The 23,835-nt window shown below is 48.5% G+C and carries 22 protein-coding genes and 1 other annotated feature; all 22 genes read right to left on the reverse strand.

Features of this window, described 5'->3' with window-relative positions; genetic code table 11:
• Window positions 1–5: 5 nt before the first annotated feature.
• Entirely contained in the window at window positions 6–338 is a 333-nt protein-coding gene (locus tag ABEQ74_RS26775; RefSeq protein ID WP_430125279.1) for a ribosomal-processing cysteine protease Prp, read from the reverse strand.
• A 13-nt stretch (window positions 339–351) separates the two neighbouring features.
• Complete coding sequence (rplU, locus tag ABEQ74_RS26780; protein WP_006208810.1) at window positions 352–663, reverse strand: 50S ribosomal protein L21; 312 nt, start codon at window positions 661–663, stop codon at window positions 352–354.
• Window positions 664–826: 163 nt separating this feature from the next.
• On the reverse strand, window positions 827–2,059 hold the full coding sequence (locus ABEQ74_RS26785; RefSeq protein ID WP_430125280.1) for an Rne/Rng family ribonuclease: 1,233 nt from the start codon (window positions 2,057–2,059) through the stop codon (window positions 827–829).
• Between the two features lie 114 nt (window positions 2,060–2,173).
• The gene (locus ABEQ74_RS26790; RefSeq protein ID WP_430125281.1) at window positions 2,174–3,037 is read right to left on the reverse strand and encodes a M50 family metallopeptidase; all 864 of its coding nucleotides are present in this window, start codon (window positions 3,035–3,037) and stop codon (window positions 2,174–2,176) included.
• Window positions 3,030–3,923, reverse strand: coding sequence for a peptidoglycan DD-metalloendopeptidase family protein (locus tag ABEQ74_RS26795; RefSeq protein WP_430125282.1), 894 nt, complete (start codon window positions 3,921–3,923; stop codon window positions 3,030–3,032). The genes ABEQ74_RS26790 and ABEQ74_RS26795 overlap by 8 nt, the downstream gene beginning before the upstream one ends.
• A 176-nt stretch (window positions 3,924–4,099) precedes the next feature.
• Window positions 4,100–4,894, reverse strand: a complete 795-nt coding sequence (minD, locus tag ABEQ74_RS26800; RefSeq protein WP_053489383.1) for a septum site-determining protein MinD — start codon at window positions 4,892–4,894, stop codon at window positions 4,100–4,102.
• Between the two features lie 3 nt (window positions 4,895–4,897).
• On the reverse strand, window positions 4,898–5,560 hold the full coding sequence (gene minC, locus ABEQ74_RS26805; protein ID WP_430125283.1) for a septum site-determining protein MinC: 663 nt from the start codon (window positions 5,558–5,560) through the stop codon (window positions 4,898–4,900).
• A gap of 82 nt (window positions 5,561–5,642) precedes the next feature.
• Window positions 5,643–6,167 carry a rod shape-determining protein MreD gene (gene mreD / locus ABEQ74_RS26810; RefSeq protein ID WP_430125284.1) on the reverse strand — a complete coding sequence of 175 codons (525 nt, stop codon included), beginning with the start codon at window positions 6,165–6,167 and terminating at the stop codon, window positions 5,643–5,645.
• Between the two features lies 1 nt (window position 6,168).
• Window positions 6,169–7,044 (reverse strand): rod shape-determining protein MreC, encoded by an 876-nt coding sequence (gene mreC / locus ABEQ74_RS26815; protein WP_430125285.1) that lies wholly within the window; start codon window positions 7,042–7,044, stop codon window positions 6,169–6,171.
• 58 nt (window positions 7,045–7,102) lie between these two features.
• On the reverse strand, window positions 7,103–8,137 hold the full coding sequence (locus tag ABEQ74_RS26820) for a rod shape-determining protein (protein ID WP_430125286.1): 1,035 nt from the start codon (window positions 8,135–8,137) through the stop codon (window positions 7,103–7,105).
• A gap of 38 nt (window positions 8,138–8,175) precedes the next feature.
• Window positions 8,176–8,865 carry a RadC family protein gene (radC, locus tag ABEQ74_RS26825; RefSeq protein WP_430125287.1) on the reverse strand — a complete coding sequence of 230 codons (690 nt, stop codon included), beginning with the start codon at window positions 8,863–8,865 and terminating at the stop codon, window positions 8,176–8,178.
• A 92-nt stretch (window positions 8,866–8,957) separates the two neighbouring features.
• Window positions 8,958–9,566, reverse strand: coding sequence for a Maf family protein (locus ABEQ74_RS26830; RefSeq protein ID WP_430125288.1), 609 nt, complete (start codon window positions 9,564–9,566; stop codon window positions 8,958–8,960).
• A 27-nt stretch (window positions 9,567–9,593) separates the two neighbouring features.
• Window positions 9,594–9,836, reverse strand: a complete 243-nt coding sequence (locus ABEQ74_RS26835; protein ID WP_430125289.1) for a DUF4321 domain-containing protein — start codon at window positions 9,834–9,836, stop codon at window positions 9,594–9,596.
• Window positions 9,837–9,963: 127 nt separating this feature from the next.
• Window positions 9,964–11,190, reverse strand: coding sequence for an SPOR domain-containing protein (locus ABEQ74_RS26840; RefSeq protein WP_430125290.1), 1,227 nt, complete (start codon window positions 11,188–11,190; stop codon window positions 9,964–9,966).
• Window positions 11,191–11,388: 198 nt separating this feature from the next.
• A complete protein-coding gene (murC, locus tag ABEQ74_RS26845) occupies window positions 11,389–12,765 on the reverse strand; it encodes a UDP-N-acetylmuramate--L-alanine ligase (RefSeq protein WP_430125291.1) in 1,377 nt (458 codons plus the stop codon).
• Window positions 12,766–12,771: 6 nt separating this feature from the next.
• A complete protein-coding gene (locus ABEQ74_RS26850; protein ID WP_430125310.1) occupies window positions 12,772–14,148 on the reverse strand; it encodes a bifunctional folylpolyglutamate synthase/dihydrofolate synthase in 1,377 nt (458 codons plus the stop codon).
• A 34-nt stretch (window positions 14,149–14,182) separates the two neighbouring features.
• Window positions 14,183–16,852, reverse strand: coding sequence for a valine--tRNA ligase (locus ABEQ74_RS26855; RefSeq protein ID WP_430125292.1), 2,670 nt, complete (start codon window positions 16,850–16,852; stop codon window positions 14,183–14,185).
• 107 nt (window positions 16,853–16,959) lie between these two features.
• Window positions 16,960–17,260 (reverse strand) — a binding site (T-box leader).
• Window positions 17,261–17,473: 213 nt separating this feature from the next.
• Entirely contained in the window at window positions 17,474–18,820 is a 1,347-nt protein-coding gene (locus ABEQ74_RS26860; protein ID WP_430125293.1) for a LysM peptidoglycan-binding domain-containing protein, read from the reverse strand.
• A gap of 163 nt (window positions 18,821–18,983) precedes the next feature.
• Window positions 18,984–19,892, reverse strand: coding sequence for an RluA family pseudouridine synthase (locus ABEQ74_RS26865; RefSeq protein WP_430125294.1), 909 nt, complete (start codon window positions 19,890–19,892; stop codon window positions 18,984–18,986).
• Window positions 19,889–21,184 carry a glutamate-1-semialdehyde 2,1-aminomutase gene (hemL, locus tag ABEQ74_RS26870; RefSeq protein WP_430125295.1) on the reverse strand — a complete coding sequence of 432 codons (1,296 nt, stop codon included), beginning with the start codon at window positions 21,182–21,184 and terminating at the stop codon, window positions 19,889–19,891. The genes ABEQ74_RS26865 and hemL overlap by 4 nt, the downstream gene beginning before the upstream one ends.
• 34 nt (window positions 21,185–21,218) lie before the next feature.
• Window positions 21,219–22,217 (reverse strand): porphobilinogen synthase, encoded by a 999-nt coding sequence (gene hemB, locus ABEQ74_RS26875; RefSeq protein ID WP_430125296.1) that lies wholly within the window; start codon window positions 22,215–22,217, stop codon window positions 21,219–21,221.
• Window positions 22,218–22,278: 61 nt separating this feature from the next.
• Window positions 22,279–23,835 (reverse strand): uroporphyrinogen-III C-methyltransferase, encoded by a 1,557-nt coding sequence (gene cobA, locus ABEQ74_RS26880; protein ID WP_430125297.1) that lies wholly within the window; start codon window positions 23,833–23,835, stop codon window positions 22,279–22,281.

Consider the following 23,835-nt stretch of genomic DNA (forward strand, 5'->3'; position numbering starts at 1 on the left):
CTTCTTCAAGTAGTCAATTCTTGTATTCTTATATACTTGCCGTATGATCCGGCAATACCCTGCAACATAACAACCATGGATTCGAGAAGCAGTTGAACTTGTCCGGAGACGGACTCATCTGCACTGGACGGAAGCTTTGCGCTGAGAAAGCCACCTTTCATCCGGGTCTCCATAACGGTTCCGGTTAGTGCTTCAATGGAATTAACCGTTCCCACTGTAATGCTGGATACTCCAGCACATACAATATCTTCTCCAGGATTGGCATATCCGGCATGTCCCGTTACCTTAAAGCTATGGATTCCTCCATCTTCCCTGCGTAGTATTTGTACAGTTATCAATCACTGCACCTACTTATGCCTGGATTTTCTCGATGGTTACTTTAGTATAAGGTTGACGATGACCCTGCTTCTTGTGGTAGTTTTTCTTCGGCTTGTATTTGTATACAACGACCTTGCGGCCTTTACCGTGCTTCTCCACTTTCGCAGTTACAGTTGCACCGGAAACAACCGGCGTACCTGCTACCAAACCGTCTTCTTTAGAAACGGCCAGTACACGGTCGAAAGTCACGCTCTCGCCGTCACCTGCAGTCAACTTCTCGATGAACAATACGTCGCCCTCTTGAACTTTGTATTGTTTACCACCTGTTTCGATAATAGCGTACATTTGCTTGCACCTCCCTATGTCTCAGACTCGCCTGGTATAAGGTGTCCGTTCCAAAAGAAACGTCCTTGCCAACCCATCCGGAGCGGTTACAGCATGTGCAGCAATTCATCACTAAACACATACCTAATGATATTATCACATTCTCCATACATCGTCAACCTATTTACTCTTTGACAGTGCCTCTGCCTCCGCATGTTCCACAAGGCTTGGTAAAAGGAAGCGCCGTGCTCTCTCGAGCTTTTTTGCGTGTCATTTCAAGCAGGCCCAGCTTGGTCCATCCCACAACAAAACTCTTGGTACGGTCCCTGCGCATCACAGCCTCCATGGCGGAAACGACCTGCTGCCGGTGCTCTTCACGATCCATATCAATGAAATCAACGATGATGATTCCACCGATATCCCAAAGCCGCAATATTCTTGCAATCTGCTGTGCAGCCAGGAGGTTGGTATTCAGCACCGTTTCTTCAAAATTCTCGCCACCGATATACTTGGCTGTATTCACATCCATGATGGTCATGGCTTCCGTTTGGTCCACAACGATGGTCACACCCTCAGGAAGCGTGATTTTTCTTGCAAAACTGGCTCTCATCTGTTCATCCAACCCGTACGCTTGAAAAATAGGTACACCTTCCGAATAGTATGTAACCTTGGGCTCCGTGCCAGGTACAGTTTCCTTCAAATAATTTTTGGTCTCCTCACCTCTTTGCTTGCTGTCAATCACGAGCTCATCATGAAGTAGATCAAAGGAGTCCCGGATAAACCTCTGCAGCAAGCCTAAATCCCGATGAAGAAGCGCTGGTGCGGATGAATGTTTGGCTTTGTCGAGAATCCGTGTCCATTCTTTTCGCAAATATTCAAGATCTCCGCTCAGCAATTCCAGAGGCTCGTCCTCCGATACTGTTCGGATAATGATCCCCTCTTCGTCCTTGCGAAGCTGTTCGCCGATGCTTTTGAGTCTTGTTCTTTCCGCATCACGTCCGATTTTCTTGGAGACGGCAACGTAATCCGCAGTGGGCATGTACACCATGCATCTACCGGGAAGTGAAAAATGGGTAGTCACTCTTGCCCCCTTGCCGCCTCTTGGTTCCTTCATCACTTGTACGACCAGTTCTTGTCCGACCGTCAGCAGCTGCGAGATCGATGGTTTCTGCTTGGGCTGCTTCTCTAGATGAGGATGCAGCACATCATCAATATATAAAAATGCGTTCTTTTTCAGCCCGATATCTACAAAAGCCGCCTGCATCCCTGGCAAGACATTCACTACCCTGCCCATATAAAAGCTTCCAACGACACTCTGCTCACGACTTCGCTCCACAGCGAATTCGGCTAACCTCCCATCTTCGATGAGGGCCATCTGAATGGTCTCATGTTCACAATGAACTATCATTTGCCTCATGGCTTCACCCCTCAAATGGAAGACGATATTCTGTTTTTTATCCTATGCCACTATTAAGAATGTGAGCGATAGGAATATAGGACCACCCTGCGTCTTCCTCATGTTGTCTACAATTTATGTTTGCCAGGGTGGACCATTGGATGAAAAATAAGAGGAAATCACATGTTGCTCGGGAACGACGGCGAGCAAACTCCCCCGACCGCTCATGACATAAATCAGATGATACTTCTCTCGTTTAAATAGACGCATGATATCATCCAAAGGTTTCGAAGAATCTGCAACGATAGGCTGGGCCGGACCCAGTCCGTCCGGATCTCGTTCATAAATCGAATTTCGATTGAATAGGAACCGTATAAATCGATAGTGCACATTTCGGTAATCTTCAAAATTGGAGTAGGCCAGAAAGCAGCCGATCATCACGACATTTAAACGAATGCCTCCGCCAGTGAATAACGGCTGCAGTCCGTATACGATCATCAACAAGCTGCACAGAAATCCCGCAAGGGAAGCCCACAGCAAGGTAGCATGGTAAGGTGCCAGGAGGCTAATGACAGCTTGCAGTACTTTCCCGCCGTCCAAAGGCATAATCGGAAGCAAATTAAACAGCGCAATCATAATATTGCCTTGAATAATATAAGTCAGTAATTGCTCGTCTCCCCACCCTGCCCCTCTGCATGCCAACGTGATTCCAATCATAATGACATTTTGCAGCGGACCCGCGAGTGCAATTCCGATTTCCTTCATGGCGGTCATCTTGCCGTCATCTTCAATGACAGCCACCCCGCCGAACGGCAGCATCTGAATGGCTCGTACTTTGAACCCCATCGCTGCTGCCGCGGCAGCATGTCCCAATTCATGAATAAATACGATCATGAAGAGGATCAACAATTCCAAAAAGCGGCCGGTAAATACAGACGCCAGCATGACAATAACAAAGAGAGGATGCAGCGACAATACCGTTCCCCTAAACTTAATCAAGCGGTATCACTTCCGCCGGATCGACATCCCGATCCCCCTCTTTAAGTTCAAAATAAAGGGAAGGAGGACTACCCGTGCTTGATGATGCTAGCGTGCCAAGGATTTCTCCGCCTTGAACCCAATCATTCGTTTTAAGCGAAGTTTCCGCCAGCCTGCTATATAGCGCAGTTCTGTCACCTGTATGCTGTATGACAACTGTGATACCGTTCTCCGGGTGTCTCTTAACCTCCAGCACACGCCCGGTCTCTATACTTTTAACCGCCCGATCCGCTAAAGAACCCCCTCCGGCCTCCAAAACAATCCCTTTAAGATCCACGGCAAAGGATTGGACCACCTTTCCAGACAATGGGGAGACCAAAGAAGCGCCGGCATTGACCTTTGTAGAATGCTCGTCGGTTTGTCCAAAAATCGGGATAAATGAAGGTGCACTTCCAAAATGCTCCTCATACCATACTTGGGCCGCCTGAAAATCCATTTCCGTACTCAGCCCTTCTATAATAAAAGTCTGTGTTCGAAGTGCCCATGGCTGCTGAAATGAAAATACCCCCCATGCCAATCCAAATACCAATGCGCTCATTAGGATACGGCGCATCAACCCTGACAGAAAGGAAGCCCTCTTAGGTGGTTCTCCAGGATCAATGTCAAGGGGATCATACCAGCCACGATGCCCTTGCTTCCAAAGCCGCTCAGGATCCGGTTCAGTCTCTGCTTGACGTAAAGGATGATTCTGTATGACATTCGTCTTATGATCATGGAAATTCCCTGATATTCTTTCCACAGGAACAGTTCTGGATGGCGCATTGGACGGTGCTGACGACTGTTCTCCTTCCAATAACTCTCGTATTCTGGCTTCTCTTCGGTTCTTGACTGAATTTTTGATGTCCATTGGTCTTTCCCCCCTGGGGCTAGTATTCTTTAATCTATCCTATGAGGATATTAAAGAAATTTAGAACAAGCCTTCATAAAGAGGAAATTGAAGACGTGGAGACACCCACAGCAAATGAATGAACGGGTAGCTTTTAAAAAAACCGGCGCCTCCCGGCACCGGTTCAGATTACATCTCTAACCCATTCCAAAAAACTTTTTGAATTTTGTAAACATTCCTTTTTTCTGATGGATTTGCATCAAAGGTACGGTATCACCCAAGATGCGCCGGGCGATGTTTCTATAAGCGATTGCAGCCTGGGAATCCGGATTCATGACGGTAGGTTCCCCGATATTGGCCGCCTTGATGACCATTTCATCATCAGGTACGATACCGATGAGATCTATATTCAACACCTGCAATACATCTTCAATCTCCAGCATATCGCCGGTTTTCACCATATTCGGGCGAATCCGATTCACTACGAGTTTCGGTGACTCGACATGTGAGCTTTCCAACAGACCGATAATGCGATCCGCATCGCGCACAGCTGCATTCTCCGGTGTAGTGACCACGATGGCTTTATCTGCACCGGCAATCGCATTCTTAAAGCCCTGCTCGATTCCAGCCGGACAATCGATAATGACGTATTCGAATTCCTTTTTCAATTCAAGTACAATATCTTTTACCTGGTCTGGAGAAATGGCATTCTTGTCCTTGGTCTGGGCTGCTGGAAGCATGTACAGCTCATCAAAGCGCTTGTCCTTGATCAGCGCCTGGTTAAGACGGCAGCGCCCTTCTGCAACGTCGCACAAATCGTATATAATCCGGTTTTCCAGGCCCATCACGACATCCAAATTACGAAGACCGATATCCGTATCAACCAGACACACTTTTTTACCTAACAGTGCTAACGCTGTGCCGATGTTCGCCGATGTCGTCGTTTTACCGACTCCACCTTTACCTGAGGTTACGACGATTGCCTCTCCCATGTTCTACACCCCTTTAAACACATTAAAATCCCGACCCAAACGTGAAATATTACTGATCTTGTCGATCTTCATGCTCCCGTCTTTCAAATATGCAAACTCCATGACCGTTTCCCGTGTCTCCCATTCATCCGGCGGTCTGCTGATCATCTGGGAGATACGAAGCTGGGTAGGTGCAAAATAAGAGGCTGCGATTATAGCTTCTTCATTGCCGTCTACGCCCGCATGCGCGGTTCCGCGCAAAGCGCCCAATATGTATATATCGCCAGTACAGGTAATGGTTCCACCGGGATTCACATCGCCGAGAAACAAGAGGTCGCCATCATGATGCAGCACCTGTCCGGAACGCACCATCCCCGACTTAAGCGTAAGCTTCTCCTCCGGAACGAGCTCGGACTCAAGCGGCGGTGATTCCACATTTCGAATCAGCAAATTGCCCTTTTGCTTCAATATATCAAGAATACTCTGCTTCTCTTCTTCGGTAATTTGCCGGGACCCCAGCTTCACATCCACATGAATAATAGGTCCGGTCAAAATGTTCTGATGACTATGCTCCAGCTTATAGCGCAGATCACCGAGCAATTCCTCCAGCTCGCACTGATCGTCAAGCAGGAATACCAGGCCATCTTTTATGCCTTTAATCGTCACATGATTGGATTTTACAGCCATAAGCCTGTCCCTCCCATCCCTATACATTTCGAGCTCAAACCTTCAAGTTCCTGCTATTCTAGTAAAATGTCATATTGGGAGCTCAGGATGCCTTCCTTCTCTGGTTCTTCGTAATCAGCTCGATCTGTTTGCGAAGAGGAACATAAATCGCCAGAGCAAAAGCAAAATGAACAAGGAGATTGGGAAGCATATGATGAAGCAGCGACCAATTATAGGAAGTCGGATTGAGTCGAAATACCTTATATATGCCAAAGAGCGTACTATCAAATAATAAACTCCCCAGGATAACGATCGTCATCAACATGGGCAGAGGCGCCCGCGGGGATTTAAATACGAGTCCCACCAGATATGCAGATACGCCCATAGCAAATGAATAAGAGCCAATCATCTCGCCGTAATACACGATGTCGTGCAGCATGCCAAAGATCAAGCCGAGCACGAGTCCGGTATGGCGATGGTAATAGACCGAGACAAAGAATAAACAAACCAGCACGAAATTAGGATAAATCTGAAGCTGCAGCGAGCTTGGCGTTAACCAGAAGAACACCGTCCCCTGCAGAATAAACAACAAGAACAACAAGAGAACCAAAATTTGTTTGCGGGCCATCTTATTCAGGCTCCTCAGGCGTAATTACAACAGTAAGATACTTCCAATCATCGAACTTGGCAGCTGGTGTAATCGTGGCTGTTCTGCTCTGACCGTATTCACTTACCTGCACGCTGAGAACCTCACCGATAATTAAGCCTTGCGGTATAACGCCTCCGGCACCGGAAGAGATGATTTTATCACCTTTCTTGATCGGATCATTCTCCTGAATCCGTGTCATAAGCAGCGTCTTGGTCTTCTCATCGTAGCTCTCCACCACGCCAAACGTTTTGTCCTCTTTGCCAATGGCTGTTACCGAGATGGGCTGCGGATTCGGATCTTGGGCATCCATCGTCGTCAGCAGCTTTACCGTTGAAGTGAAGTTGCTTACGCTGCTGACAATGCCAACCATTCCATCTACAGTTGTAACTGACATATTCACTCTAATTCCAGCACGCTCGCCTAGATCAATAACGAGTGTCCGATTATTCGGATCCGAGTTCACACTAAGAACTTGGACGGTTCGATATTCGTATTTGTCGCGATTCTTCTGGTTTTCGGTAAAATGAAGTTGGTCCTTTAACGCCTCGTAATTAGCTTTCATATTGTTATAACTGGCACTCTCTCGGGAATATTGAGCTACTGCTCTACGCAGCTCCTCATTCTCTTCATAGATTTCCTTCATATTCCGTACATCTTCAAAGAAACCCGCTATATAGGCAGCGGGCTTATAAAACACACTTTGCACAAATCCTACCGTATCTTTGACGAATTTTTCAGGCCAAGATAAAGAAGCTCTCGGGCCGAGCGTAAACCCCATAATAGCGATAAACGCTACCAGCCCGATGAGCATAATAAACAAACGCTTATTGCCTAGCAGCTTAAACAGTTGCAACACCCTCTAACTTACTGTTTTTCTCTCCCACCATTAGGGGTTTACACGTTTTATCAGATTTCTACCGTTTGGAACGGACGGCAGAGCTGCTCCGAGATTTAAACAAATGAATGTTATCGAGCGCTTTACCTGTGCCAATCGCTACGCAATCCAGCGGATTCTCCGCCACGATTACCGGCATGCCAGTCTCTTCTGCAAGCAGCTTATCCAGGTTGCGAAGTAATGCACCGCCTCCGGTAAGCACAATGCCGCGATCCATAATATCGGCAGCAAGCTCAGGAGGACATTTCTCAAGCGTTACTTTGACCGCTTCTACGATGGCATTGATGGTATCCGCCAATGCTTCGCTAATCTCGTCAGAAGTAATGGTAATTGTCTTAGGCAAGCCTGTAACCAAATCGCGACCGCGAATTTCCATTGTTTCCACGGTCTCCAGTGGCATTGCAGAACCTACTTCCATCTTGAGCAGCTCCGATGTGCGCTCACCAATCATCAAGTTATACTGACGTTTGATATAAGAAATGATAGATTCATCCATCTCATCGCCTGCAACGCGCACAGAACGGCTCGTTACGATACCGCCAAGTGATATGACCGCAACCTCAGTCGTACCTCCGCCAATATCAACGACCATACTACCGGTAGGTTCCCACACGGGTAAGTCAGCACCGATGGCAGCCGCAAATGGTTCTTCAATTGTGTAGGCTTCACGCGCTCCTGCTTGCTTGGTAGCATCTTCAACCGCGCGCTGTTCTACCGCTGTAATGCCGGAAGGCACGCACACCATCACGTTTGGATGACGAGGGAAGATGGAACGCTGTTTCTGCGCTTGACGAATAAAATATTTAATCATTGTAGCTGTTGTATCAAAATCAGCAATGACGCCGTCTTTCATCGGTCGGATAGCACGGATATTCCCCGGTGTCCGCCCAATCATCTTCTTAGCCGATTCACCGACTGCTTCGATACTTTTTGTATCTGTACGCAGAGCAACCACCGAAGGCTCTCTAACGACAATTCCTCTCCCACGAATATATACCAGCGTATTGGCCGTCCCCAAATCGATTCCCAAATCTTTCGTAAAACCACCTAACATGAAGTATCTCCCTTTCTTCGTCAATCTGAACTATTATATTACATCAAGCCCCGTTCCTTCAAACTTACAAACGATCCGTCCCCAATGATCAGATGATCCAGTACGTCGATCCCGACAATCTGTCCCGCTTCCACTAATCGCGCAGTCAGTGAAATATCTTCCGGGCTAGGCGTCGGATCTCCGCTTGGATGGTTATGCGCACATACCAAGGATGCACTGCTGCATTTGATGGCAGCTCTGAACACCTCGCGAGGATGGACGATAGAGGAGTTTAGGCTCCCCATCGATAACGTCTCCTGGGCAATGACATGATTTTTCGTATTTAAAAATACACAGACAAAATGCTCTTTTTGTAAATAGCGCAACTGTTCACTTAGCAGCTCCGCCGCGTCATGCGGACTACGGATTATAACCGGCTCTACATGCCGAGATGCGGCCAAGCGCCGGCCAAGCTCGATGCCAGCCTTCAGCTGGACAGCTTTAACATTACCAATCCCTTTGATTTGCTTAATTTCGTCAATGCTAAAATCAACGAGCTGCCGGATGCCGCCTGCTTCCTTGAGCAACCGCTGAGCTATATGTACGGCAGATTCCTGACGTGTTCCAGTACGAAGCAATATCGCCAGCAATTCTGCATGGCTTAAAGCGCTCGCCCCATATTGCATCATGCGCTCTCGTGGTCGTTCATCATGGGGGATGTCGCGCAGCAATAATGTTGGCGACTCCATATATTCCCCTCTTTTCTATGATTTAAGTCAGCAGGTCAGCCAAACTTCAGGATATATTCCTTACATTCGGATGCCGTTGTTCGATATATCTATCAATCGGTTAATACATCCATTCCCATGGCAGACAGCATGTCCGACAGCAAAGAAAGAGAAAGGCCAACAACGTTAAAATAGTCGCCCTCTATTCCCTCCACAATGGTTGCTCCCAGACCCTGAATCGCATACGAGCCTGCTTTGTCAGCAGGTTCCCCGCTCTTTACATAGGCTGTGATCGCATCAGCGCTTAACGATTTCATCTTGACGGTCGTCACACGATGCGAAACCTGTTTGTAACCTGAGCTTTGATCAATGCAAGCCACACCCGTATACACAAAGTGAGCTCTCCCCTGAAGCATGGACAACATTCTTGCAGCGTCAGCATGATCTACAGGCTTTCCCAAGACATGCCCATCCACAACTACAATCGTGTCGCTTCCCACAATGATACCATCTCCCTGATCATTCGTCAGCTTATGAAGAACCGCTTCTGCTTTCCGTAGTGCCAGTGATTCCACAATTTGCTCTGGTGACCACCCTGCCGGGGTGTTCTCATCCGCTTCACTAGGCATAATCTCAAATGGGATACGAAGAGAGGCAATCAATTCCTGACGGCGAGGAGAGGTGGAGGCCAATATAATGCGGCGGTTTCTCTTCTCTTTCAAGGGGGTTAATCTCCTTTGCCAAATGTCTTAGAGCCTGCGATATAACCAGATGGCAGCGATAATGCCGATCAGGCTAAGCAGACAAAAGTTTAGTTCAAGGTTAATGTCATAACGAATAATGTCAAAATCGGCTTGAGGCGACCACTTGATGGGTGTAGAAGACGTCAGAAACGACAGAGCCTTAACAGATTGAAGCGCCTTGGCAAGCCATGTTCCTGTCAACCACCCCAGCAGCAAAAACAGGATGAGCATTCCTTTGTTTTTCTTCATGCATCATCTTCCCTCGCCATTTTTTGACACCCTATTTATTATACGGTGAATCGATAAGCAATACAAACAGAAATCCGGCAGGGGGAACTATTTCCAGTTCCAAGCCGGATTTTACGTAAATTTGAATTTATAGGTCTTCCAGGAGTTTCTTTTGACCCATAACATAGTTCATCATACCCGTCTGGATCTCCCACAAATGTCCCTTGGATTGATTTTTGTTATATTCGGAGAGCGCGGTGATCGAACTATTCATCGACTGTTCCATCGCCAGCAGTACGGTCTCAGACTCAGGACCCAAACCTGCAGACAGCAATGACCATGCTTGAATCCACTGTTGATGCAGATTAGTGATCGTGTTCATGATCTGAGGCGACACCGCTTCGGTCTGCTGCATACCAAGCAGGGAGGCCGATAACGTACTCAGCTCCGATACCAGCTGCCCGCTTACCGTGAAATAACGATTCAGCGTCTGCCCCTCTCCAGCAAACGCTGCTGACTCTATGCCCGGAAGCATAATTTCTCGTACATATAATTCTACGCCTTCACCCATAAGCTGACTACTGAGCAGCTTGGCTTGTTCGCGGTCAGGTGATATTCCCGCGTAAACACGGTTCTCTTCATCCAAATCAACACCGGCTGCAATACCAGACTGCTCTAGTTCCACTCTCGCTTGTGCGGCCCGCTCAGGTGTGCTAAACACTCCGTATTGGAGCATATAAAACCGTTGACTAGGAATGTGAACTTCCGAATTAATCAAATCAGGGTTCGATGCGGACTCCGTTCCCCCAAATGAATCATCCTTAGCAGAATTGCCTGCAATCTGACTCTCCATCTGCTCCGTTGCAGGTTTCTCACTTGCATTTTCACCGTTAAACATAGACAGCATCATATAACCAAACAGCAATCCCGTTATGACAGCAGCCGAAACAGATACAACCATCTTCCACAAGGAAGTTGGTTTGCGTGAACGATAATAACTGTGATCTTCGATTGGAGACGCGTATTGATCAGATTCGTGCCCATGTCTCCATCGATTGTTGTACGCTTCCATATCCTCTCTTTCACGATGGAGTTCTGGATGAAGATCATAGAGATCCTCTCGCGTATCATAATATATATCTTCTTGCTCGGACGCGTCCCCGCTGAGCCAGCCATCATCATGATGGTCCAGCCGTCTTCTTTCCTCTGCTAACCGACCTCTTGAACGGTTATTGGGGAGGTGTCTCCATTCCGGATCAGTGATATCACCGTCATCTTCATTCTCCATGATAGGCGGAACGACGTGCAGATGATCGTGCTTAGTTTCTTTGGGGGGATTGGGTTCAAATCGAATCGTCATCCTTGCTTTATTCATATCAACACACCTCACTTGTCCCTTCTATCCCTAGCTATATGTTCAAGCAAGGCAACTTATGAGTATGACTGAATAAAACAAAAAAGGCTGATCAAGAGTTTATCTTGATCAGCCTTTAATGGAAATGCCGGTGCAGCAATTCCTTCACATGAACTCATTCCATGCTGCACTACACAGCAAGACGTTTGGGTACTTTATTTATTGTTTGCCTTTAATAGTCTCCGCTAAGGCTGTGCCGACTTTCCAAATATCGCCTGCACCCATCGTAATCACAAGATCGCCTTCCTTGACACGATCTTTGAGATCAGCCAGGACATCCTCTTTGGAAGGCAGATAGCGAGCATTGGCGTTGCTGTTCTGGATAATCAGCTCTACCAGCTTCCCGGAGCTGATTCCCTCGATTTGCTTCTCGCCGGCAGGCGAATAAATGTCGGTGATAATGACTTCATCCGCTTCCCCGAATGCCCGACTAAACGCATCCAGAAGGAAAAAGGTCCTTGAATACCGCTGCGGCTGGAAAACAGCAATAATCCGTTTCCCTGTTGCTTTCGCAGCACTAATGGTTGCCTCAATCTCTGTTGGATGATGCGCATAGTCATCAATAACCAGAATACCGTCTGCTTCGCCAAGTACCTGGAATCGGCGCTTTGCTCCGTTGAACTTCACAATGGCCTCGGCAATCGCTTCAAATGAGATGCCGCCCTTCAAACAGCATATTACCGTAGCCATTGCATTGTAGACATTATGTTTGCCTGGTACGGACAATTCTATCTTGCCTAGCTCCGTTCCGTTATGAAGCATCGTAAAGCTAACATGCCGGTCACCAAGCACCACATTGGTTGCCGTATACTCAGCCTCAGAATGAATGCCATAGGTGGTAACATTGCATTTGAGGTCAGGCAAAATAGCCTGAATATTATTATCATCCGAACATACAACCGCCGTACCGTCCGGCTTGATTTGACTGAGGAATTGTACGTAAGCAGCCTTGAGGCGATTAAAATCTCCTTCGTAATTCTCCAGATGATCAGCTTCAATATTGAGGACAACTCCGAGCCATGGGTGATATTGCAGGAAGGAACCATCGCTCTCGTCCGCTTCGGCTACTACGTGCTCACCTTCACCCGCTTTAGCATTCGTGCCAACATTCATAATTTCTCCGCCGATAATAAACGTCGGGTCCACACCGCACTCTTCCATCACAAGTGCGATCATGGACGAGGTAGTTGTCTTACCATGAGCACCCGCTACGGCAACGCCTTTGCGTTCGTTCAACAGGCGCGCCAACATCTGTGCGCGGTGAAGAACTGGAATGTTCAGCTTTTCAGCTTCGACACGTTCCACATTGTCTTTGGACAGCGCCGTAGAGTAAACCACAAGGTCCGCACCTTGGACTTGTTCGGCGGTATGTCCAATGTATATTTTGGCGCCCTTGGCCGCCAGTTTTTCTGTTAATTCTTGTGATGCCACGTCAGAACCCGTGACTTTATAACCCATCTCCAGCATAACTCGTGCAATGGCGCTCATCCCGTAGCCGCCAATTCCTATAAAATGAACATGTTCCGATGTATTCAACAGATATCACCAACCTTTTTCAGAATCGGAAAGACCCAGGAGGTTGGAACGCACGTCGGCAATTAGGTACAACGTGCCCGACACCACCCCAAGATCCTCCGCTTCCGTCCGTGACTTCAACTCTTCAAGTGCGTTTTTCCAATTTGGTTCTATGATGATTTGCAGTGTATGTTTGGCGTATTTCTCCCTTACCTGCTCTACGATGTCGGCAAACGCCTTGGCGTCCAGTTTCTTCCGGAAATCCGGTTCAGTCAGGATAAGCGTATCCACTATTGGCAGTATATGCTGCAAATACGATTCATGATGCTTATTTGCCAGCATTCCCATCATGAAGTTCAGTTTCCGGTATTTATAGATCTGCGGCAAACTCTTGGCCAACGATTCAGCACCTTCAGGATTATGCGCACCATCGAGAACAATCCGAGGATTAGACTGCACTTGTTCCAGTCTTCCCGCCCAGAAAGCATCTTTAAACCCGGTGCGTAATTCTTTATCATCCACGATAAAGGCCATATACTGGCGAAGCACTTCTAACGTCATCATGGCAAGTGCGGCATTGGCACATTGATGCTCACCCAGCATCGAAATCTCCAGCTCCATGTCCCGGAAAGGACCCGAAAAATGGAAAGTCTGGCCTTCCTCATTCCCGTGCAGTCGCTTATAGGAGAATTGCTCGTCTACAAGATAAAGACTCGTTCGATTTTTTTCTGCCGTTTCTTTCAGAATCCGGGCAGCCTCAGGCTGGGTTACCGTGCTTACGACAGGAACTCCAGGCTTGATAATGCCTGCTTTCTCCATCGCAATTTCTTGAATGGTATCCCCCAGAACATCGGTGTGATCCATTCCTATGTTGGTGATGACCGAAATGATGGGTTGAACAATATTGGTCACATCAAGGCGACCACCAAGCCCCGTTTCCCATACCACAACGTCTGGATATGATACCTCGCCATAATATAGAATCGCAAGGGCTGTGGATACCTCGAACATCGTCGGCGAGCCCAATCCCGAATCTGCAATCTCAGCTACAAGCGGCTCCAAGCGATTTGCAAGCAAAAGCAGCGTCTCTTCTGGTATGTCCTCGCCGTTATACTGAAACCGGTTGGTGAACTTCGTTATATAAGGAGAAGTGTAGGTGCCAACCGTAAATCCTCCTTCAAGAAGAACCTTTGTTAAAAAAGCGCAGGTGGAGCCTTTTCCATTCGTGCCGGCCACATGAATGAATTTCAAACGACGCTCCGGATGGCCAAGGAGCTCCATTAATCGCTGAATTCTTTCCATGCCAGGGCGGATTCCAAATGGAATCAGCCCGTTGATCCAAGCTACCGCTTCATCATAGGTTTGGAACGGAGCTGCCACTGCAGCTTCCGATTGATCAACCATCGTACTCACCTTCTGGTCTTGATTCATCTTGTCCTCAGCCTCTCAATTCTTCGATGCGCGCAATTACTTTGCTGCGTTTATCCGAGTAATCTGCAAGCTTCGCCCGTTCTTCCTCAATCACTTTCTCCGGTGCTTTCGATACGAAACCAGGATTGTTCAGCTTCTTCTCTATGCGCTCAACTTCGCTGTTCAAGTGCAGAATTTCCTTCTCCAGACGAGCAATCTCCTGAGCGATATCAATCAATCCGGCAAGTGGCAGATACATTTCAACACCTGTAACCACAGCGGTCATCGCTTTATCTGGAGCTTCCAGTTCAAGGGAAGATTCATACTCAGACGTGTTACAGAAACGGCGGATATAATCCGCATTGCGATCGATGATGCTGGCAACTTGCCCGCTTACCGGTTTTAATTGCAGCTCTACTTTTTTGCTCATTGGTACGTTCACTTCTGCCCGGATATTGCGAACAGCGCGAATGACATCCATCAGCAGATTCATTTCAGTAACGGATTCTGCGTTCTCAAATGCCTCATCATAGGTCGGCCATGAAGCCAGCATAACGGTCTCGCCCTCATGCGGCAAGTGCTGCCAGATTTCCTCGGAGATGAAAGGCATGAATGGATGGATCAAGCGCATCGTACGGTCCAGTACATAAGCCAGTACCGATTGCGTTTTTTTCTTAGCTGCTTGATCTTCGCCGTACAAGGACAGCTTGGCAAACTCAATATACCAGTCACACAGATCATCCCAGATGAAATTGTAGAGCAATCGACCGGTTTCGCCAAATTCATAGGCATCAATAAGACGCGTAATATCACGAGAAGTTTCGTTCAGACGATGCAAAATCCAACGATCAGCTGTTCCCAGCTCTCCAGAAATGTCGATATCTGCTGTTGTAAAGCCCTCCAGATTCATCAAGGCAAAACGTGAAGCGTTCCAAATCTTGTTCGCGAAGTTACGCGCTTGTTCTACGCGCTCCCAGCGGAACCGAAGATCCTGACCCGGCGTACTGCCGGTCGATATCATATAGCGCATGGCATCAGCGCCATACTGTTCAATAACCTCCAGCGGGTCGATACCGTTGCCGAGGGACTTGGACATTTTGCGGCCTTCGCTATCCCGTACCAGACCATGGATAAGTGTATCTTTGAATGGCATTTGTCCCGTAAATTCAAGCCCTTGGAAGATCATACGCGACACCCAGAACGGAATAATATCATACCCCGTTACGAGAACGCTTGTCGGGTAATAACGTTTGAAATCCTCGCTGTCCTGGTTAGGCCATCCCATCGTCGAGAACGGCCATAAAGCTGAACTGAACCAGGTATCCAGCACGTCTTCATCCTGTCTCAGATCATCCTTGCCAAGCTTCGCACGCGCCTCTTCTTCATTCATGGCAACAACCACTTCGCCGGTAGATTCGGAATACCAGGCCGGAATCCGGTGGCCCCACCATAATTGCCGGGAAATACACCAATCACGAACATTTTCCATCCAATGCAGGTAGGTTCTCTCAAACCGGTCAGGCACAAAGCTAACGCCCTTGCCGGATTTCTGCGCATCAACCGCTGCTTCGGCAAGCGGCTGCATCTTAACAAACCACTGTGTGGACAGATAAGGCTCAACTACCGCGCCGGATCTTTCGCTATGACCAACCTGGTGGACATGGTCTTCGATACGAAGAAGTACACCCGATTCCTTCATGTCGTTTACGATCTGCGTGCGACATTCGCTCCGGTCAAGGCCTTGATACTTACCAGCAAATTCATTCATCGTCCCGGACTCATCCATTACCGTAATTTGCGGCAGATCATGTCTAAGACCCATCTCGAAGTCATTCGGATCATGGGAAGGCGTGATTTTAACAGCACCGCTCCCGAAATCCTTCTCAACATATTCATCTGCGATGACCGGAATTTCGCGGCCTACTATCGGCAGAACCAATGTCTTGCCAATCATATCTTTATAGCGCTCATCCTCAGGATGTACAGCGACCGCCGTATCGCCAAGCATGGTCTCTGGACGCGTCGTCGCCACGGTTATGAAGCCACTGCCGTCTTTCAGCGGATATTGCAGATGGTACAAATGACCGTTTACTTCCTTGTACTCCACTTCAATATCGGACAAAGCCGTGCGTGCAGCCGGATCCCAGTTGATGATACGTTTGCCCCGGTATATAAGCCCCTTATCATAAAGCTTAACGAACACTTCCCGAACCGCTTCTGACAATCCTTCGTCGAGGGTGAAACGTTCTCTGGAGTAATCCAGGGACAAACCGATCTTGGACCATTGATCACGGATCGTATTCGCGTACAATTCCTTCCATTCCCATACTTTCTCAAGAAACTTCTCGCGTCCCAGATCGTAACGAGTAACTCCTTCTTCCCGAAGCTTCTGCTCAACTTTGGTTTGTGTCGCGATGCCCGCATGGTCAGAACCTGGCAGCCATAATGCATCATAGCCCTGCATCCGCTTCACGCGAATGAGGATATCCTGCAATGTGAAGTCAAGCGCGTGACCGATATGAAGCATCCCCGTCACATTGGGAGGAGGAATAACAATGGTATAGGGCTCCGCATCCGGTCGTTTGCCAGCTTCAAAGAAGCCGCCTTCCTTCCAATACGGATACCATTTTTGTTCCGCTGCCTTCGGATCATATGTCGTTGGCATTTCTAACTGGGATTGGTTTTGTTTTTGTTCCATATTTTCGTACCTCCGATACGGTTCATCAGTTTGGCCAAGCCAGGGTGTTGTTTCAAGGCGTGGCATAAAAAGAAAGTATAGCGTGAAACAAAAAAAGCCCTTCGTCCTCAAAGGACGAAAGACTGTTCTCTCGCGGTACCACCTTTGTTTCGTGCTTACATAATTCATCAACCGTTGTCCTTCCACGGTGTACATGAAAGGCTTCCGGTCAAGCACGACACTTTACGCAGATAACGGCTGCGGCCGGCGAACTCTAACCAGGGTAGCGATTAATTCTCTACTCTCTCTCAAGTCCGCAACTCCGGGGCGACTTCGGTAAGCTGGTTCCTGCGGAATCTCACAGCGCTCGGTAGCAATTCCACTCTCTGAAGGCCATACCTTCCTACTCTTCCCGTTCAACGTTATTCAAGCTTTTGAAATACCTGTACATATTCTATTCAAATATACCGTGGTTGTTGCATATAGTCAATATTTCGAGTGTTTCCAAACGATTTTGACATCATACCTGCAGGAGAAAATAAATATCATCCGACAATATTAGTCTTTTCAAACACAAACGAAGAGCAGGCCAAGAAATGTCCTTGACCTGCTCCTATAGAATAATCTGTATGTTCAACCATTTCATTGAGGAATATATAGTACCTGTCCTTCCTCTACCGTCTGCTCGGACATCCGATTATATAACAAAAGCTCTCGCGGTGTTAGCTGGTACCGCTCCGCTATCAAATCAAGTGTCTCCTCACGCTGAACAATGCACATCCGTACCTTACGGAACGGCGTTTCCTCACGGCGGCTGCCCAAAAACAGACTTTTCCACTCCACTTCCTCAGCCAATGCAGGCTCCACTGGTTCCTCCGTGTCCACTTCCTCGTCACGGGCGGCTTGATCCTGAACCGTTCTGCTCGATTGAAGCAATGAAGAGAAGCCTAAGCCTGAGGTGCTGCTAGATAGGCTGCTGTCCTTGGTACTGAAAGCGACCTTTAACTCCGGCTTAGCCGGAACCTCATCCGCTTTAATGGAAGCTTCCTCGGCTGCTGTTTCTGCAGTTAACGTCCCTTCTGCGAAGACGACTTCCGCTTCCTCCGTGACTTCAGTTTCAAGTACAGGTAAGGCTTCTGCCTCTTCTTCTTTCCGTTCTACAATACCTGAAAAATCAGCTGTGGACTCTTCCTGAAGCGTCTCCGGCTGAGTAGTGTTCCGCTCGAATTGCCATACACTTGGAATCGAAGGCTCAGCTGTCTGAGTGTCCGTCTCATTATGTAAGACATATTCGATGGAATCATGGGCTTCCGGCGAATCCGAAAAGCTTGCTGTACTCCCAGCATCCTCTGTATTACGGGTTTGATTCTCAAATTGTGACCAGGATGCCAGATACTGCTGTGTTCGAACGTCAGCCTCGCTCTCCTGGGTTTGGGATTGAGCTTCGCTGAAGTAAGAAGGAGAATCTGTATGAGCTACATCCTCATCTCGATCTCCTTGAAGTTGTTCATACGGATTAGCTGCGGTCTGCTGTTCGGCGTTAGGATAAAAATCAGACGTGTCAGGAGCATGTACCACTGTGAATTCCTCATTGGCCCACCCTTGGTCACGGGGGCCCGGAGCTGCTGCCTGAATTCCTTTTAGGGACAAAACACCTGTAATATTCAAACTGCGCTTAGATAATAAATCGACATCAAAATTTTCAATTTCGACCGCGATGTCATCCAAAGAGGAGACACGGTTCATCGGAACTGTAATTTCAACCGGAATCCAGTGCTCAAGCGGCTCCGTTTCCCCTTCTTCAGTGTCTCCTTTATACAGGCCTGCAAGAAGCAGATGCCCCCGCAGCGTGGCCTGATCCTGCTGGCTGATCACCTGGATATGCGGAATCAACTCCGCCTCTTCCAATTCATCAATTCCCGGTAAATCTTCCGTTAACATAATTCGCTCGTAAATGTCGAACCGCAATCCGTAGGACTGGTCAAACACGGGAATGTCCTCCTTTTTGGCATATACTATCCGTGACCTGTCATCACGGCATGAGCCTAAGTTTTGCCACTCAATTTATCTATATGCCAAAAATAGAAGTGCATGACTTTTTTACGAATTGTACAAGAAAGTTACAGGCTTATTGTGGATAGTGAACCGTTCTCTAACAATCTGCTGCCTCTATGATTCGCTCTCTTAAAATAATCATATCCGTAGGCCAAGGGGCTTGTACCTCAAGCCTCTCCCCCGTCAGAGGATGATCAAACAACAGGCGTTCGCCATGCAGTGCTTGGCGCGGAAACACCGCAGATCCACCGTATAAGGTGTCTCCCAGTATTGGATGTCCCATATGACTGAGATGAACTCGAATTTGATGCGTCCGACCCGTTTCTAGACGAACTTGCAATAGACTTGCCTTAGGATATACCTCAGACGATAGAATATGTGTAATCGCAGCCTGCCCGGTTAATGAAACCCTGCGGCGACTTGCGTGGTAACGATCCTTGCCGATTGGCAGATCAATTCTCTTCAGGTCCGAAGACACCCGCCCCTCAACGATAGCTGCATAAATCCGGACAACCTTCTTCTCTCGCATGGCTTCGTCCAGCTTCAGCTGCGCAAATTCATTCTTGGCATACAGCACAGGACCTGTTGTATCTTTATCCAGCCGATGTATATGCCGGACAGCCGTGTCAAGCCCTGCGGCTTCATAATATGCAGCTACCACATGATTCAGCGTTATCTCCGTGCTCTCGCTGTCCGGATGGACCGCCATGCCTGCCGGTTTGTTCACCACGAGGCAAAAATCATCCTCAAATAACACATGAAGTTCCTGCCACCTCGGCTCGATACCATAATCCCGATAAGGAAAAAGGACCAGCCGCAGCCGGTCCCCCCTCCATTGAATCCCTTGCTCATGATGAAGCTTGCGATACAGCTTCTCGGGCATACCGACTGTTTCCAGAAGCCACTTGGCTGTGGCCTCATTCCGATCCGGCTGGTTCATCAGCGCCTTGCCGGGTGTCATCTCCAGCCATTCACCCCGTTTGCTCCATCTGCCCGTGTAACTCATAGGCTTTTGAAAGCTTGGTAGTTGGCTTCAATCGTAGCATCAATATCTTCCACCGTATGGGCTGCGGAGATGAACATGCCTTCGAATTGAGAAGGAGGTACGCTGACTCCCTCTTGTACCATCGCTGCGAAATATTGACGGAAGCGGTCCAGATCGCTTGTCTTTGCCGTATCAAAATTCACGACCGGCGTATCGGTGAAGAACGGACACACCATAGAACCAATTCGATTGATCATAAGTGGAATGCCGAATTCCTTGGCGTTACGCTCAAATCCAGCCTGAAGGCGGGCTCCCCGTTCCTCCAGCTGTTCGTAGACGGCAGGCGTCAACAGGTTCAAGGTCGTATAGCCGGCTGCCATAGCCAGCGGATTACCGCTTAATGTCCCTGCTTGATAGATAGGCCCCGCCGGAGCGATCTGATCCATTAGCTCGCGCTTGCCCCCATAAGCACCTACCGGCAAACCACCGCCGATTACCTTACCCAGGCATGTCAAATCCGGAGTAACGCCATAACGTCCCTGGGCGCAATTCAGATCGACACGAAATCCTGTCATAACCTCATCGAATATAAGTACGCTGCCGTAGTCGGATGTTACCTTACGGAGACCTTCGAGGAAGCCTGGTTGCGGAGGGACTACGCCCATATTGCCTGCTACGGGTTCAACGATAACTGCAGCGATCTCCTCGCCAAACCGTTCAAAAGCCAGTTGAACGGATTCCAGGTCATTATACGGGACCGCAATGGTATTGGAAGCGACACTTTCCGGCACACCAGGGCTATCGGGTAATCCCAGTGTTGCGATACCCGACCCTGCCTTGATGAGAAGGCTGTCTGCATGACCATGATACGAGCCTTCGAATTTGATAATTTTACTGCGCCCGGTATAACCACGAGCTAAACGGATGGCACTCATGGTAGCTTCCGTACCGGAATTTACCATGCGCACTACTTCGATGGACGGCACGCGCTCGCAGACAAGCTTAGCCATCTTCGTCTCCAAGAGGGTGGGTGCTCCGAAGCTGGTTCCTTTAGCTGCGGTCTCCTGAAGCGCTTCAACAACCTCTGGGTGCGCATGACCCATAATCAGCGGTCCCCAAGAACCTACATAATCGATAAAGCTGTTGCCATCGATGTCATATACCCTGCTGCCTTCTCCGCGATCGATATAAATAGGTGTTAATCCTACAGATTTAAAAGCCCGGACAGGACTGTTAACACCACCAGGAATATATTGCTTCGCTTCTTCAAAAGCAGAACGCGACATTTCTTCTTTTCGCAAATTTTGGCTCATCTTATGCACTCCTAACTCTTTAGTCGATAATGGTCTAGCCGCGCATCCAGCGTGCAGCATCCTTCGAGAAATACGTAATGATGATATCAGCTCCGGCACGCTTCATTCCGGTCAGCAGCTCCATCACGATCGCCTGCTCGCTAATCCATCCCTGCTGAGCAGCCGCCTTAATCATGGAGTATTCGCCACTCACATTGTAAGCAACAATCGGCAGATCAAACTGGTCCCGAAGCAATCTGACGATATCCAGATATGCCATCGCCGGTTTCACCATCAGCATATCCGCGCCCTCCAGCACATCAGTCTCCGCTTCGCGAAGAGCCTCCCTTACATTGGCCGGATCCATCTGATAGGTTTTACGGTCGCCGAATTGTGGTGCAGAATCGGCCGCTTCACGAAATGGTCCATAGAAAGCGGATGCGTATTTAACTGAATACGACATGATCGGCACGTTGTAAAACCCGGCTTCGTCAAGTCCCGAACGAATGGCTTGAACAAATCCGTCCATCATATTAGAAGGTGCAATGATATCAGCTCCCGCTTTCGCCTGGGAGACCGCTGTACGAACGAGCAGCTCCAGCGACTCGTCATTTAATACATCGCCGCAGATGTGGCCGTCACGCTCGAAGGTATGCACCATGCCGCAGTGGCCGTGATCCGTAAACTCGCACAGGCATGTATCCGCAATGACTAGCAGATCCGGATACCATGACTTGATAAGACGCGTAGCTTCTTGAACAATCCCTTCATCGGCAAAACCCGATGTTCCTACACTGTCTTTGGTCTCTGGAATACCAAACAAAAGCACTGCTGGAATACCCAGACTAACGATTTCATCTACTTCCTCTTTCAAGGTATCGAGCGAAAAATGGTAGACACCCGGCATCGAGGAAATTTCATTTTTAATGCCGTTACCATAGGTAACAAAGATCGGCTGAACCAGATCCTCTGTATGAAGCACGGTCTCGCGGACCATGCTGCGAATGCCGGCATTTTGACGCAGACGGCGGTGACGTACGATTGGAAAACTCATGACGTTATCCCTCCTGATGATGTGCTTTATAGATCATATTTTATAAAAATTTAATAGGATATTATGGCTTAATTCGGCGTGGATTATTTTCGTTCCATACACAAAGGGCTTTCACGAGACTGTCAATTGTTGCTTCTTCGGCGAGGAGGGACACGTGCAGCCCGGCCTCCTCTGCCGTCTGCGCGGTTAAAGGTCCGATGCAAGCAATCGTTGATCCTTTCAACAGTTCGGCAGGATGCTCTACACCCATTCTTTTCAGTACTTCCAGCAGATTGGTAACGGTTGAGGAACTGGTGAACGTAACTGCGTGAATTCCGCCTTCTTGAAGCAGCTTCAACAGCTCATCATCGTCTTCACCGCACAGCACGTTCTCATAAATCACAGCTTCCGTTACATGCAAACCCATTTCTGTCAGCTTCTCGGGCAGCCAGCTGCGTGCCAGGTCGCCACGGGGGAGAAGAACGTGCTGACCCGGCTGCAGCGCAGCGCTATATGCATCGATAATGCCTTCAGCCTGGTAACGCTCCTTAAGAACTTCAGCTGCAATGCCGTAGTTTCCAAGCGCATTGGCCGTCCCCGGGCCGACTGCTACGATGCGGGCAGAGGCTAGGGCGCGAATGTCCTGTCCTCTCTCTTTCAAGTGGCGGAAGAAGAATTCGACTCCATTCACGCTGGTAAAGAATACCCAATCATAGGACTGGAGCTTGTCCAGTGCCTTTTGAATGCCTTCAAGGGTCTCTTCCTTTGTTGGCATCACCGTTTGGATGACAGGGAATTCATAAGGCTCTCCCCCCAGATCCTCGATTTGGGAAACCAAAACACTGGCCTGGCTTCTGGCTCTAGTAACCAGAATCCTTGAGCCGAACAGAGGCAGCCGTTCTGCCCACTTCAGATGCTCCCGTTGAAGCACCACTTCTCCTACTACAATTACAGCTGGTGGTTGGAAGTCTGCTGCCTTGACCCGCTCCTCAATATCTGCCAGCGTTCCGGTTAGTGTATCCTGCTCCGCCCGCGTTCCCCATCTTATTAGAGCGACCGGTGTTTCAGGCGGTCTTCCGTGCTTCATAAGCTGACCGCTGATATAACCGATCTTGGCAACACCCATCATAAATATGAGTGTTCCTGTAGCATTGGTGACCTTGTCCCATTGAATCATCTGATCCAGCTTCTCTGGACTCTCGTGCCCTGTAATGATTGATAAGGAAGAGGCATGATCACGATGCGTTACGGGAATGCCAGCATATGCAGGCACACTGATCGACGAGGTAATTCCGGGTACGATCTCATACATTATCCCGTTCCGGTATAAGAGTTCTGCTTCTTCACCGACCCGTCCGAATATGGTTGGATCTCCGCCCTTTAAACGGACGACTGTCTTGCCTTCCAGGGCAAAATCAACAAGCAGCTGATTAATCTGTTCCTGCTTCATCGTATGTCGATCCGGCAGCTTGCCCACATAAACCTTCTCTGCTCCCGGCTTCATCCACTTCAGCAACCGGGGACTCGCTAACCGGTCATACACCACGACGTCTGCTTTCTCAATGCATTCCTTACCTTTGATCGTAATCAGGCGTGCATCGCCTGGACCTGCTCCAACTAGATAAACCTTGCCTGCCAT

It is taken from the genome of Paenibacillus solani (assembly GCF_050475945.1).
GTDB lineage: Bacteria > Bacillota > Bacilli > Paenibacillales > Paenibacillaceae > Paenibacillus_AQ > Paenibacillus_AQ solani_A.

Excerpts from the sequence above, each read along its gene's own strand:
- ABEQ74_RS26820 (WP_430125286.1), bottom strand. The coding sequence starts at position 8,137 with ATGTTAGGTGGTTTTACGAAAGATTTGGGAATCGATTTGGGGACGGCC.
- radC (WP_430125287.1), bottom strand. The coding sequence starts at position 8,865 with ATGGAGTCGCCAACATTATTGCTGCGCGACATCCCCCATGATGAACGA.
- ABEQ74_RS26850 (WP_430125310.1), bottom strand. The coding sequence starts at position 14,148 with ATGGTTGATCAATCGGAAGCTGCAGTGGCAGCTCCGTTCCAAACCTAT.
- rplU (WP_006208810.1), bottom strand. The coding sequence starts at position 663 with ATGTACGCTATTATCGAAACAGGTGGTAAACAATACAAAGTTCAAGAG.
- cobA (WP_430125297.1), bottom strand. The coding sequence starts at position 23,835 with ATGGCAGGCAAGGTTTATCTAGTTGGAGCAGGTCCAGGCGATGCACGC.
- ABEQ74_RS26785 (WP_430125280.1), bottom strand. The coding sequence starts at position 2,059 with ATGAGGCAAATGATAGTTCATTGTGAACATGAGACCATTCAGATGGCC.
- ABEQ74_RS26865 (WP_430125294.1), bottom strand. The coding sequence starts at position 19,892 with ATGAGTTACACGGGCAGATGGAGCAAACGGGGTGAATGGCTGGAGATG.
- ABEQ74_RS26835 (WP_430125289.1), bottom strand. The coding sequence starts at position 9,836 with ATGAAGAAAAACAAAGGAATGCTCATCCTGTTTTTGCTGCTGGGGTGG.
- minD (WP_053489383.1), bottom strand. The coding sequence starts at position 4,894 with ATGGGAGAGGCAATCGTCGTAACCTCAGGTAAAGGTGGAGTCGGTAAA.
- mreD (WP_430125284.1), bottom strand. The coding sequence starts at position 6,167 with ATGGCCCGCAAACAAATTTTGGTTCTCTTGTTGTTCTTGTTGTTTATT.
- ABEQ74_RS26855 (WP_430125292.1), bottom strand. The coding sequence starts at position 16,852 with ATGGAACAAAAACAAAACCAATCCCAGTTAGAAATGCCAACGACATAT.
- hemL (WP_430125295.1), bottom strand. The coding sequence starts at position 21,184 with ATGAGCCAAAATTTGCGAAAAGAAGAAATGTCGCGTTCTGCTTTTGAA.
- ABEQ74_RS26795 (WP_430125282.1), bottom strand. The coding sequence starts at position 3,923 with ATGGACATCAAAAATTCAGTCAAGAACCGAAGAGAAGCCAGAATACGA.
- minC (WP_430125283.1), bottom strand. The coding sequence starts at position 5,560 with ATGGCTGTAAAATCCAATCATGTGACGATTAAAGGCATAAAAGATGGC.
- hemB (WP_430125296.1), bottom strand. The coding sequence starts at position 22,217 with ATGAGTTTTCCAATCGTACGTCACCGCCGTCTGCGTCAAAATGCCGGC.
- ABEQ74_RS26840 (WP_430125290.1), bottom strand. The coding sequence starts at position 11,190 with ATGAATAAAGCAAGGATGACGATTCGATTTGAACCCAATCCCCCCAAA.